We start from the raw sequence: 13,108 nt of genomic DNA, 5'->3' as shown, positions 1-13,108 counted from the left end.
CAGCCTTAGCGTTTGCACAGGCTTTCACAAGGAATTCCATCCCCATCCTTATCCAGCCGGGAGAGGCCGCACTGGGTCAGGTAAAAGGTTGCTTCAGCACAGGAATCCATGTGGGTACAAAACCGCTTTTCACCGCAGGTAAAACTGCTGTTTGCCTGCAACTTGTCAGCGGCAGCAGGCTGTTGGTGAGCCTGTCTTGCTGAAGACTGTTTTTGCCCGTCACGCCAATCCCAAGGGGCAACCGGGTACGGTTGTGACCACAGACCAATGACTGCCAGTCGTGCGTTGGTCTCGGCCTGGGCAAACACGGTTTGTTCATCCGCCGTCTGTTCCCCTGCATACTTCTTGTAATGCCAGGCAAAGCCTTCTTGAATCATCTGTAAATTGGCAGATTGGTTGTTGATTAGTATGTTCCCTACCAGCCGCCCGTATTTGTCTTTCTTGTGCCACGAGACACAAACTGTTTGCCCTGCCACTTTCCCCGCTAGTGCTTTTTGGGCAGCATTGCCGAAATCTTGCTTTTTCTCCGGTGCATCAATGCCTGCCAGCCTGACCTTGTGCTGGGTTTTGCTGCTGTCCAACACGGTGATGGTGTCACCGTCGCTGACTTTCACTACCTGCCCTTCCAAGTTGCAGGTGTAGGTTTGGTTAATCGTGCTGTCGAGGGGGACAGTGATGGTGGTGTCTGCCAATAGCGGCAGGCTGGGTACTGACAATAAGAAAAATAGGCAGGTCTGAAAAAACGGTTTAAGCACTGGAAAGCCTTCTTGTATATGTTTTATCCGATTTTACACAATGGGAGGGGACTTAAGTACAGGCATCTGATGAGGTGTTGCAACCTGTCTTGTTCACCAAATAGTGTTGCCCTTGAGTTTGGTCATTTAGTCGCTGGTTTATGGCAGATCAAAACAAAGGTTTTATGATCTGTAAAAGAAAAGTATTATTAGACTGTTTTTCCATCATTCAGGGGTGTTCTACATGAGAATTCTGCGTTTCTTGGGCATATGCCTGCTTGGTGTTGCTCTGACCTCAAATGCTTATGCGGGGAAAGGAAACAAACCGTGTGCTGGTAAAAAAGGTGGAGTTCAGGCTTGCACAGCGGACGGTAAATTCTTGTGTAAGAATGGTTCTATCAGTAAGTCCAAAAAGAAATGCAAATGACAAGGAGGTAACAGGCTATGACAAGGGCTACCTACCATGTCGTCGTCGAGCATTCTGGCCTTGGCAAGTGGCGTGAGATCAAAGGGTCGGACAAGGGGATTGTTGAGTACAAAGCCAGGTTGCAACGGAAGCAATGGGAAGAACAGTGGCAGCAGCGACTCTTGAAAACGCAGCAACAGCGGGAGAAAGTCCGTCAGGCTGATGACGAAAAATCCCGGAAACAAGTCCTGCTGGCCGAAAAAGAACGGGAAAAGGAGCGGTTGCGTCAGGAGTGGGAAGACTTGAAGCAATCTGCCGAAGACCAAACGCAGGAAGCCAGACAGAAAATTGAGGATGTGCGTCATCTTTTGCAATATACACTGGATGTGAATGATGCAATCGACTGGGAAACTATCAAGTCACATGCGCCTTTTGACAAACCCCGACCAAGCGCACCTTGCCTGAACACTCCCAAGCTCGTGGCTCTTCCCCAAGAGCCAAACCTTAAATCGAAGCCCAGACAGGATGACTTCCAGCCCAAGCGCACACTTTTGGCAAGGTTGATGCCATCCATGCGTAAGAAACAGGATGATGCGGCAGAATCAGCCTATGCTGGCGCTGTTCAACAGCACCAGCATGAGTGTGAGGCCGCATTGGAGGCGTGGCAAAACCAGTGTGCTGCGGTAGCGGCTCGGAATGTAGCCATTCTGGCGGAGTTTGAGCAACGCAAGCAAATTGCAGAACGTGATCACGAAGCAAAGTGCCTTGAGTGGGAGCAGGAGAATCAGGCATATCTGACCCAGCAGGCCGAAGAAAATGCCCGGATTGATGCAAAGCGGGATGCCTACCAGCGTAAGGAGTCTGATGCCATTCTGGACTACTGCGAAATGGTGCTGGGAGGATCCCAATACCCTGATGGTTTTCCACAAAGTTTTGATATGGAGTACCAAGACGATAGTGGCGTATTAGTGGTGGACTATGCGTTGCCAGCCCGTGAGCATATGCCGTCCTTGGCGGAAGTGAAGTTTGTCCAGAGCAAACGCAGCATCAATGAAGTGTTCCTTTCTGATAGGGCATTGGACACGCTTTATGATGATGCCTTGTACCAGATTGTTTTGCGAACCCTGCACGAGTTGTTTGAGGCCGACACTATAGATGCCTTGTCGGCTGTGGTGCTAAATGGCTTGGTAACAGCTATAGACAAGACAACTGGCAACCATACGATAACCTGTATCCTTTCCATTCATGCAAAGAAAGAAGATTTCCTTAAAATCAACCTTGCACAGGTCGAGCCAAAAGCCTGCTTCAAGGCCCTTAAAGGGGTTGGGAGCAGCAAATTGCATGGTATGACTGCGGTGGCTCCTATCCTGAATATCAACAGGGAAGACCGGCGTTTTGTTAATAGCTACGACGTGGCAGACAGCCTTGATGCTTCTGTCAATCTGGCAACTATGGGATGGGAGGACTTTGAACACCTCATCCGCGAAGTATTTGCCAAGGAGTTCTCTGCTTCTGGTGGTGAAGTCAAAGTCACGCAAGCTAGCCGTGATGGTGGTGTTGATGCAGTGGCATTTGATCCTGACCCTATTCGGGGTGGGAAGATTGTCATTCAGGCTAAACGTTATACCAATACAGTTGGTGTTTCTGCGGTGCGGGATTTACATGGCACGGTAATGCATGAAGGTGCAACCAAAGGTATCTTAGTCACGACAGCAAATTATGGTCCAGATGCTTACGAGTTTGCAGCGAATAAGCCCTTAACCTTGTTGAATGGGGCAAATTTGTTACATCTGCTGGAAAAGCATGGGCATCAGGCACGTATTAACCTGCAAGAAGCCAAGCAAAAATAAGTAACGTTGGTTGGTACAGACGTTTCTTGTTTCTGTACCAGCTACCTTTCCCGATCTGTGTCCCATCCATCTTTCGGGTAAGTATTCAGTTTCCACGTACCGCTCTTCATCACTTCAGTGCGTCCCCTGCGGGACGGGCTGCTACGGGTTCCGCTGTCGCTGCATCCCTGCGGGACTTTAGCCCTCCTCATCCCTGACGCCTCCAAAACCACCGTTCGTTCCTCACGCAGGTTTTTCCGCGCTCCGCTTGGGTTTGGGTAGCCAGACCCGTGGCCGGGACTGGCTGGGTGTTGGTGCTTTCGGGGCGCTGCCCCCCGCTGCTTCCATGACAGGCTACGTGGACGGTGGGGTATCCCCAATCTTCCGCGCTGCGCTTGTGCAGACCGGGTGATCCCCCTCCCCACCGTCCATCATGGATGCCGCTACCCCCGTTCTCGCCGAAGGGCATAGCCGCCAGGCGGCAGTGACCTGATTTTTTTTAAGAGGACGGAAAACATGAAAACACAGGAAAGGAAACCACAAATCCCGGTTTTTGATACACCGGCTTACAAATTACTGGGCAGGGGTTCACAAGCCTTGTCGGATGCTGAATTACTCAGCCTGTTCATGGGGGAGAACGTGGAGCTGGCACGCACCACGTTACTGTTTAACTTTCAGTCATTACGGGAATTGTTCCTTGCGGATGAGGAGGATTTCAGGGCGTTGGGGGTCAGCCAGATGACCTATGTGCAATTACGGGCAGTGCTGGAACTGTGCCAGCGGTGGCTAGGGGAAAAGTTGCAGCGGGGTGAGCCGCTGAGTGACCCGGATGCCGTGCGGTTTTATCTTAGTTCGCGTTTGCGTGACCTGCCATCAGAGCGGTTTTGTGTGCTCTTCATGGATAACCGTCACCGGATGATTGCCTTTGAAGAGCTGTTCAATGGCACGATTGACGGGGCAAGCGTACACCCCCGCGAAGTGGTGAAACGCTGCCTGTACCATAACGCGGCTTCAGTGATTTTTGCCCATAACCACCCTTCGGGTGTGCCTGAACCCAGTCAGGCGGATGAGCGCATTACCCAGAAGCTCAAAGATGCACTGGCACTCATTGATGTGCGGGTGTTGGATCATTTTGTGGTGGGGGATTCGGTGGTGTCTTTTGCGGAACGTGGCCTGTTATAGGCTACTTCCTGCCCTGCTTTGTCCTGCTGCTGGAGAGTGGCGGGATTTTGGGCGGGGAAGTCTAAGGTCTCACTACGTGAGGCCATATTGCGGCGGAGCTGGATGCTGCCCTGCCCGCTGGTTGGGCGGCACGGTGCTGCGCCGGGGACTCCAAAACAGATGTTCGTGCCTCACAACTGTTTTTCCGCGCTACGCTTGGCGGGAGGCCAGACCCTTGCAGGGACTGGCAAGTATCAGAAGAGGAAGGCTTGCGCCATCCACTCTTGTTCCAACAGGCTGATACCTGACGGAAAGTATTTGCTGGTTTGGGCTACTCAAACAGTTCTGCGTGAGTGCCTGCCCGAACGAAAACAATCATTTCCTGTTTGCCTTGCTGTTCCAGGCGGTAAATCAGCAGGAAGTCACCGCCCACATGACATTCACGGTGATCATCCCAGTTCCCGGTCAGGGCATGATCCTTCCACTCTGCTCCCAATGGTTCATCATTGGCAATTAGCAGCAACATGACCTCTTTCAACTGTTTCATCTTGTAACGCCCGGAACGGGTCAGGCGTTGCCAGTCTTTATGGAAGGTTTTGGTGTAGTCACTGGCACGGGGCATGGATGCCCGTTTGTCATTCGTGGTCAAGGGCATCTAACAGACCTTGCTGGTTATCGAAACGTGCTTTGGTAATGGCCCGCGCTTCTTCCATTGCCTTACGGGTTTCAGCATTGGGGACCTGCAAGGCAAAGGGGAACTTCTGGTCAGCAGCAACACGGGTCAGAAAAACACGTATGGCATCGGACAATGACAGCCCCATTGCCTCCAGTGCCGTAGAGGCATCCTTTTTCAGGCTATCGTCAAGCCGGACATGAATCATGGTTGTTGTTGCCATGGCAGAAACTCCTGATACTAATGCGATACATTGTAACTCAAATGTTTGTGGTAAGTCCAAGGCAACCCTTGTCCAGTCGGCGTATACGAGGATGGTGTTTTCCACTTCAAGCTGTTGGTGTACCAAGCTACCAGCACATTCGGGTAGTCACTGATGGAAAACCAGCATCATCCTGTTCATTTTGCGCAGTGTGACGGGGCTGATACCCGTGCGTCAGGAAGGATCATGGTGCTTGCGGAATCCCCAGTATTTCTGATCCACACCCGCTATGCGATATTTTTCGGGTAATCCAGCTTTTAAGAAGGTCTCACTGCGTGAGACTGTATTGCGGCGGAGCTGGATGCTGCCCTGCCTGCTGGTTGGGCAGCATGGTGCTGCGCCGGGGACTCCAAAACAGATGTTCGTGCCTCACAACTGTTTTTCCGCGCTACGCTTGGCGGGAAGCCAGACCCGTACCGGGACTGGCAGGTTTTGTCCAAGGTGTGAGCGTCGCATGGTGAATTTCTATATACAATAATATTGCCATTAGCTAAGATTATTAAAGCTCAATAAAAAACAAATAAGGATGTTTATGTTAAATGGTGACCTGAAAGAATCTGCCCTAAAAGGATTGGAAAATGCACACAGTGCTTACCAAAAGTCGATGGCGGCACTACGCACAGGCAGTGAGGAACTTTACACACTTCGAAAGACTTCAAGTGAAGTGGTCATCGGTGCTGTTGAGGGATATATAAATACCCTGGCGAATACACCGAAGGAGTTTGACCGGACTTTCGCAGAGTTCCGGGCGGAATACCGAACTTTTACCCAGCTCGTCCAGCAAATCCAGAAAGAATCTGAAAAAGTCAACGTCAAGGCGGGAGGTTCAGTTGCTGCTGGTGTTGCGACCGGCGCAGGGGTTGCGGCATTTGCACCTACTGCTGCCATGGCCATTGCGACAACCTTCGGAACTGCTTCAACCGGCACGGCAATTTCTGCATTGGGAGGAGCCGCCGCAACCAATGCGGCACTTGCTTGGTTAGGTGGTGGGGCTCTGGCGGCTGGAGGCGGTGGCATGGCGGCAGGTAATGCTCTTCTTGCCATGGCAGGGCCTGTAGGATGGGCTATTGGAGGTGCTGCACTCGTCGGGGGAGCGTTCTTCGCACGCTCTAAAAACAAGGCAATTGCGGAAGAAGCAAATCAAAAACGTCGGGAGATTGAGGTGTATACCAGACAATTCGATACTGCCCGTAGTGAAGTTTCCCGTCTTCATTCATTGACTGTTACGCAAGTGGATGGAATGAAACGCCTGTTGGGAGTGCTCAAGTCCAGTGCTCCATCAGACTATAGGCAATTTACAGCAACCGACAAAGACCGATTGGGCGCACTCGTCAACCATGTGCATTTACTATCAGCTCTCCTGAACAAGAAGGTTAATGCATGAGTAAATCGTGTGTTCCGCGTGATCATTTGATTAGGGATCAGGTTAGTGCGGTGGTGGTTGATTCAATCAATAACCATCGTATACAGAGTGAACTGACTAGCCAACTGGCTCAGGATGCTGCTTTTACCAAGGCGTTGGAACAAGTCGATAAGGTTAGGGATTTTGTTGGTAGTCCCAACAAGATTTTGGGGAGTGAGCTGACCAAACATGGCGAGATTGCGGAACAGGTTGAGGTAGGTATCCGCAATGCCCGCTCCGCCCTCCACCAGGAAGGAATGGCTGCCACTTTTGATGGGGTTGGTCGCACAGCACCGGAAGACTACCTGATTGATGGCACAGCCGTACAGTCGAAGTTTATCAATGGCGCAAGCAAAAACCTGGATCATGTGATGGAACACATGGACAAGTACGCCAATTTTGGCCGGGATGGATCTTACTACCACATTCCTAAAGATCATCATGAAACCATTATGAAGGTAGTGAATGGTGAGCCTGTGGAGGGGTTGTCCCAGAAAAGTATCAACGCGATACGCGAGAAAGTTCAAGAGATTGAAAGCAAAAGCGGTCATGCTTTTAATGAAGTCGTGAAACCTGGTGTGTCAGACTACTCCGAGGTACAACAGGGCAAAATACATGAAACCCTTGATAACCATGAGAAACAGTTAGACGCAGAAAACAGGGAAATAAAAGACCAGATTACTCAGGATCATCAGGCAAGTCTGACTGAAGCGGCGAAAGCCGCTGCTGTTGCCGGGGCAGTAGGCGGGGCTGTTTCTCTGGCAGCCGGATTGTATTCAAAATACAAGCAAGGTAAGAATCCTTTTAAGGGTGGTCTAACTGCTGAAGACTGGAAAGAGCTTGGCGTAAGCACATTGAAAGGCGCGGCTGGTGGTGCGGTTGCGGGTGGCTCCATTTACCTGTTGACCAACCATGCTGCTTTGTCAGCTCCATTTGCTGGCGCGGTAGTCAGTGCAGCAAAGGGAGTAGGCTCACTCTGGCGGGATTACCATGCCGGGAAAATTGATGCTGAAGCGTTCATGGATCTGGGGCTGGTGGTCTGTGCCGAGTCGGCTATTGTGGGTTTGGCCACGGCGGCAGGACAGACATTGATTCCCGTACCAGTGCTGGGGGCTGTGATTGGATCATTGGCTGGCAAGATGCTGGCGGAATTCATGACGGGTAAAGATGGTCAGTTGGTCGAACGGATGAAAGCAGAAATGGATGCCTTCCTTGCCAAACTGGATAAGGTACAACAAAAAGTAGTGGCTGCGATCAATGCGGAGTATGACCGTTTGGGTAAACTGACCGAAGCTGCTTTTGACTTTGGACGCAACGAAGCATTGTTGTTACAAGCAAGCATAGATTTGTCTAAGGCTTATGAGGTGGATGAGAAGCTCATCATTGCCAGCCATTCGCAACTGGATGATTTCATGCTGGCTTGAGTCTAATTCAGCACTCAAGTTTGCCGATGTTGTTCAAAATACTTATGATGGGGTAAATATTTGCCATATTAACAAGGGAATAAATGTCAGACCGGGAAGGTGAACTGCCAAAAGCATCCGGCTTTATTACCCGCTGCCTGTCCCTGGATCTGGAAGTGGGGCGGCGTGATGCCCGTATCCACCAGTTTGCCGCCGTGCGTGGTGATTCCGGGCTGGCTTTGACCCACGGGAAAGGTGAGGTGCTTGCCGCCCTGCCCCGCCTTGATGGCTTTGCTTCCGGGTTGTCGTTGCTACTGGGGCATAATCTGATTGCTTTCGATATTCCCCATCTGCAAGCAGCCAAGCCTGACCTGAAACTGCTCCAGCTCCCTGCCATTGATACCCTTTGCCTGAACCCGTTGGCATTTCCCCGTAACCCTTACCACCATCTGGTCAAACATTATCAGGATGGGCAACTGAAACGTTGCCAGATCAATGACCCTGAACTGGATGCGCGGTTGACGCTGGAGGTTTTTCAGGATCAGGGGCGGGCTTTCATGGCATTACGGGAAACGGCTCCAGACCGCCTGTTGGCTTGGCACTGGCTGACAACCGCAGGTGCTCAGTCGGCTGGGTTTGATGCTTTCTTCACGGCTATCCGCCGCCAACCCCGTCCTGCTGATGGTGAAGCCCGTGGGGTTATTGGCAGGTTGTTGCAAGGCCAAGCCTGCCAGACCCATAGCCGTACCCTTCTGGAAACTGCCGATACGGGATGGGCATTGGCGTATGCAATGGCATGGCTGTCCGTAGCGGGGGGCAATTCGGTGATGCCACCGTGGGTTCTGCACCAGTTTCCGCAGGCCGCCACAATGGTTAAGCAATTACGAGATACTGCCTGCACAGACCCTGATTGCCAATGGTGCAGGGAACGGCACGATGCAAAGCGTGAGCTGAACCGCTGGTTCAAGCATATCCCGGATTTCCGCCCCGAACCTGCCGACCAGCATGGCAAGCCGTTACAACGCTCCATTGTCGAGGCAGCGATGGGAGGCAAGCATGTATTGGGTATCCTGCCGACAGGAACAGGCAAGTCTGTCTGTTACCAGCTCCCTGCCCTGTCGCGCTTTGACAAAACAGGGGCATTGACTCTGGTGATTTCCCCACTGGTTGCACTCATGGCTGACCAAGTGGCAGGGTTGGAGGCACGGGGTATTACGAGCTGTGCCGCTATCAATGGCCTGTTGTCCATGCCGGAGCGGGCAGATGTGCTTGACCGGGTGCGGTTGGGGGATGTGGGTATTCTGCTGATTGCCCCGGAGCAGCTACGCAGCAAGACCTTACGCAAGGTACTGGAGCAGCGCGAAATCGGTATGTGGGTACTGGACGAGGCGCACTGTATTTCCAAGTGGGGGCATGATTTCCGGCCTGACTACCGTTACGTGGGCAGGTTTATCCGTACCAAGGCAGGCGAAGGGGTTGTGCCGCCTGTTTTATGCCTGACCGCTACCGCCAAACCGGAAGTAGTGGAAGACATCATCGGTTATTTCCAGGAAAAGGTCGGGATTGAACTGCAACTGTTTGACGGAGGATCCGAGCGCACCAACCTGACCTTTGATGTGATGCCCACTTCCCTTGATGCGAAGTTTGCCCATGTGTATCAGGTTATGGCGGAATGTCTGCCACCCGACCAACCAGGTGGAGCCATTGTGTATTGTGCGACCCGCCGCCGCACGGAAGAAATTGCCGAGTTCCTGCGTAGCAAAGGTATGGCTGCTGACCACTTCCATTCCAACCTCTCCCCTGAATACAAAAAGACGGTACAGGAGAGCTTTATCCGGGGGGAACTGCGGGTTATCGCTGCCACCAATGCCTTCGGTATGGGGATCGACAAACCGGATGTGCGGCTTGTCATCCATGCCGACATCCCCGGTTCACTGGAAAACTACCTGCAAGAGGCCGGACGTGCCGGGCGTGACCGGCAGGCTGCCCGTTGCGTTTTGTTGTATACGCTGGAAGATGTGGAGCGTCAGTTTGGTATGTCGGCCCGTTCGCGCCTGACCCGCAACGAAATTCAGGCGATCCTGAAATCCCTGCGCAACATTGACCGCAAGAAACAGCTTGGTGGGGAGGTGGTGGCCACCACCGGGGAAATATTGGCGGCAGAAGAAGAAGGGCAATTTGAGCGTGATTCCACCAGCGATGATACCCGTGTGCGTACTGCCATCTCTTGGTTGGAAGAAGCTACCCTGCTGACCCGTGAAGAAAATCAGGTGCAGGTATTCCCTTCCTCTTTGCGGGTAGCATCCCTTGAACAGGCGCGGGAACGCTTGGCGAAAACCACCTTGACGGAAGATTATCGCCGTCAGTTACTGGCTTTGGTATCAGCCATTATCAGTGCTGATGCTGACGATGGCATTTCCACGGATGAACTCATGGGATTGTCTGGACTGACGACGGAGACTGTCCGCAAAGCCCTGCACGACCTGGAACACTTTGGTCTTGCCAGCAATGACACCGCCTTGACCTCTTTTGTCCATACAGGGGTGGAACGCTCATCCCGTAAGCGGTTTGCGGAAGCGGTGGAGTTGGAAACAGCATTGCTGGAGACGTTGCGCGAGTTTGCCCCGGATTTGGGTAAAGGGGATTTCTCTGTCCTGCACTTACGCACGGCAGCCCAAAAGCTCAAGGATGCAGGACACCCTAATGCCTTGCCGGAAAGGTTGGGGCGCATTATCCGCAGTCTTGCCAATGACGGGCGTGGTGATGATGGGGGTAATGGCAGTGTACGGGTCAGGCGCATAGATGCAGACACACTGGAAGTCCATCTTTTGCGGAAATGGCCTGACCTGACCAAGACGGCTGAATTGCGGCGGGTGGCCGCGAATCACCTGTTGCAACACCTGTTGTCATGCTTGCCTACTGGGACACGGGGAACTGACTTGTTGGCAGAAACCACCCTTGGCAAATTACTGGCAGCCATCAAGGCTGACATCATGCTTTGTGCCGAAGTCAGGGAGCCATCCCGCCTTATGGATCGCGCACTGTTGTGGCTGCATGAGCAAGAGGTCATCCGTCTCAACAAGGGACTGGCAGTTTTTCGCCCTGCCATGACGATCCATTTGGGGAAAGAACGGCGTAACTTCAGCAAAGCCGACTTCACCCCGCTCCAGTTGCATTACGACGAGCAGGTATTGCAGATACATATCATGGCGGAATATGTGCAGCGTGGCCTTGAAACCATGGCTGATGCCTTGCGCCTGTCGATGGATTATTTCAGTTTGGGGCGGGACGCCTTCCTCAACCGCTGGCTACCCGACCAAGAAAAGGAGCTTGCCCGCCAGACTACCCCGGAATCATGGCGCAAGATTGTGGAAGACCTGAACAACCCAATCCAGCAGCGTATCGTGACGGACGACCGGGAGCAGACCAATGTGCTGGTATTGGCGGGGCCGGGATCAGGCAAAACGCGGGTGCTGGTACACCGCATTGCTTGGTTGGTGCGGGTCAGGCGGGAGAATCCACGGGGTATTCTGGCACTGGCTTATAACCGGCACGCAGCGGTGGAAATCCGCAAACGTCTGAACGAGTTGATTGGTGCTGATGCCAAGGGTGTGACTGTGCTGACCTGTCATGCTCTGGCAATGCGCCTAGTGGGAGCAAGTTTCTCCGAACGCCTGCACAAACATGAGCAAGTGGGTGGGGATGTGTTCCGGGAAATCCTCCAACAGGCTGTTTCCCTGTTGAACGGGACAGGGTTGCCGCCGGATGAGGCAGATGAACAGCGTGAACGCTTGCTGGCAGGATTCCGCTGGATACTGGTGGACGAATATCAGGATGTTGGCCCTGAACAGTACGAGCTGATTGCAGCCCTTGCCGGGCGCACGGTGCAGGATGAGGAGGGGAAACTCAGCCTGTTTGCGGTGGGGGATGATGACCAAAACATCTACGCCTTTGACGGTGCATCGGTTGAGTTCATCCGCCGTTTTGAGCAGGACTATGCAGCCAAGCCGTCCTTCCTGACCGAGAATTACCGCTCTACCTCCCATATCATTGAGGCTGCCAACCTGTTGATCCAGCCTGCGGGCAACCGGATGAAAGTAGATAACCCGATCAGCATTGACCGGGGAAGGCGCAAAGCCCCCTCTGGTGGGGACTGGCAGGTATTGGACAGGGTTGGTCAAGGACGGGTGCAAGTGCTTCCGGTAGGCGATAACCTTGTGGAACAGGCACTGGCTGTTATGGGTGAGTTCCAGCGACTGGCGAGCCTGACACCGGATTGGCAGTGGGATCAATGTGCCGTGATTGCCCGCGAATGGAAATATCTGGAACCAATCAGGGCATACTGTGAGTGGCAAGGTATTCCTGTACAGATGGCTGACGAGGAAAGTGCCCAATTCTGGCGGTTGCGGGAAACCCAGACACTGGTTGGCTGGTTACGCCATGAGGCAGGCAAGCTGGTCAGTGCAGTACAGTTGCAACAATGGCTGGAGAACCACCCACAGGGGCAATGGTGGCAGTTGTTGCATGAGGCAGTGGATGCCTATGCTATAGAAACAGGGGGTGAAGAACTACCTACCGAACATTTCTTGGACTGGCTGGCAGAATGGGGCCGGGAAATCCGCCGCCGTCAGACGGGCTTGTTGCTGATGACTGCCCACCGTTCCAAGGGGCTTGAGTTCAACCATGTTGCCGTACTGGATGGCGGGTGGGACAAGATTGGGAAAAATGAAGACAGGGATGCAGCCCGGAGGTTGTACTACGTGGCAATGACCCGTGCGAGGCAGACATTATTGTTGGCACGTTTCAGCCGGGGGCATCCGTTGCTTGACAGGCTACCTGCCTCCCCTGCCCTGTTAGTCCGTTCACCTGTTGCTATTCCACCAGCTTCACCTGTCATGGAGCGGCACTATCACCAACTTTCCCTGAAGGAGGTTGATATTGGATTTGCCGGACGCTACGCACTGGGGCGACCTGTACATCAAGCTATCGCAGCCCTGTCAGCAGGTGATGTGCTGCACTTGTGCAATCAGGATGGGAAGTGGTTGTTGCAGGATGGGCAAGGTCATGACGTAGGGAGATTGTCCGCTGCTTTCAAGCACCCGGATGGGATGACCTGCGTTGTGGCGCGGGTAACAGCCATTCTGGTGCGTCGTCGGGAAGATGCAGAAGAGCAGTACCAGCAACAGTGTCAACACCGACTGAAAACTGACCCACTTTCGTCAAAATCACCGTTTTAAA

Annotated in this window: 9 protein-coding genes; 6 read left to right on the top strand and 3 right to left on the bottom strand. The window is 52.9% G+C overall.

Annotated elements, in window-relative coordinates; translation table 11 throughout:
• Positions 1 to 5 precede the first annotated feature (5 nt).
• Positions 6 to 716 carry a thermonuclease family protein gene (locus VSS37_RS01655; RefSeq protein WP_324692874.1) on the bottom strand — a complete coding sequence of 237 codons (711 nt, stop codon included), beginning with the start codon at positions 714 to 716 and terminating at the stop codon, positions 6 to 8.
• Positions 717 to 978: 262 nt separating this feature from the next.
• On the opposite strand from VSS37_RS01655, the gene VSS37_RS21940 reads away from it, so the two are divergent.
• The 3 genes from VSS37_RS21940 (at position 979) to radC (ending at position 4,151) form a co-directional block, all read left to right on the top strand.
• On the top strand, positions 979 to 1,161 hold the full coding sequence (locus VSS37_RS21940) for a hypothetical protein (RefSeq protein WP_510952317.1): 183 nt from the start codon (positions 979 to 981) through the stop codon (positions 1,159 to 1,161).
• 17 nt (positions 1,162 to 1,178) lie between these two features.
• The gene (locus VSS37_RS01650; protein ID WP_324692873.1) at positions 1,179 to 2,990 is read left to right on the top strand and encodes a restriction endonuclease; all 1,812 of its coding nucleotides are present in this window, start codon (positions 1,179 to 1,181) and stop codon (positions 2,988 to 2,990) included.
• A gap of 495 nt (positions 2,991 to 3,485) precedes the next feature.
• The gene (gene radC, locus VSS37_RS01645; RefSeq protein ID WP_324692872.1) at positions 3,486 to 4,151 is read left to right on the top strand and encodes a RadC family protein; all 666 of its coding nucleotides are present in this window, start codon (positions 3,486 to 3,488) and stop codon (positions 4,149 to 4,151) included.
• A gap of 310 nt (positions 4,152 to 4,461) precedes the next feature.
• Here radC and VSS37_RS01640 read toward each other — a convergent pair whose 3' ends face one another.
• On the bottom strand, positions 4,462 to 4,785 hold the full coding sequence (locus VSS37_RS01640; RefSeq protein WP_298662636.1) for a type II toxin-antitoxin system YafQ family toxin: 324 nt from the start codon (positions 4,783 to 4,785) through the stop codon (positions 4,462 to 4,464).
• The gene (locus VSS37_RS01635; protein WP_298662637.1) at positions 4,766 to 5,026 is read right to left on the bottom strand and encodes a type II toxin-antitoxin system RelB/DinJ family antitoxin; all 261 of its coding nucleotides are present in this window, start codon (positions 5,024 to 5,026) and stop codon (positions 4,766 to 4,768) included. The genes VSS37_RS01640 and VSS37_RS01635 overlap by 20 nt, the downstream gene beginning before the upstream one ends.
• A 565-nt stretch (positions 5,027 to 5,591) precedes the next feature.
• Here VSS37_RS01635 and VSS37_RS01630 point away from each other — a divergent pair.
• The 3 genes from VSS37_RS01630 to VSS37_RS01620 all read left to right on the top strand — a co-directional run bounded on the left by VSS37_RS01630 (position 5,592) and on the right by VSS37_RS01620 (position 13,107).
• Positions 5,592 to 6,449 carry a hypothetical protein gene (locus tag VSS37_RS01630; RefSeq protein WP_324692871.1) on the top strand — a complete coding sequence of 286 codons (858 nt, stop codon included), beginning with the start codon at positions 5,592 to 5,594 and terminating at the stop codon, positions 6,447 to 6,449.
• A complete protein-coding gene (locus VSS37_RS01625; protein ID WP_324692870.1) occupies positions 6,446 to 7,891 on the top strand; it encodes a hypothetical protein in 1,446 nt (481 codons plus the stop codon). Before VSS37_RS01630 ends, VSS37_RS01625 begins: the two co-directional genes overlap by 4 nt.
• Before the next feature lie 83 nt (positions 7,892 to 7,974).
• Entirely contained in the window at positions 7,975 to 13,107 is a 5,133-nt protein-coding gene (locus VSS37_RS01620; RefSeq protein ID WP_324692869.1) for a RecQ family ATP-dependent DNA helicase, read from the top strand.
• Position 13,108: the final 1 nt, after the last annotated feature.

It is taken from the genome of Candidatus Thiothrix phosphatis, from assembly GCF_035668035.1.
GTDB lineage: Bacteria > Pseudomonadota > Gammaproteobacteria > Thiotrichales > Thiotrichaceae > Thiothrix > Thiothrix phosphatis.
The sequence above is the reverse complement of the archived record's forward strand: the minus strand, read 5'-3'. Positions and strand labels throughout refer to the sequence as shown.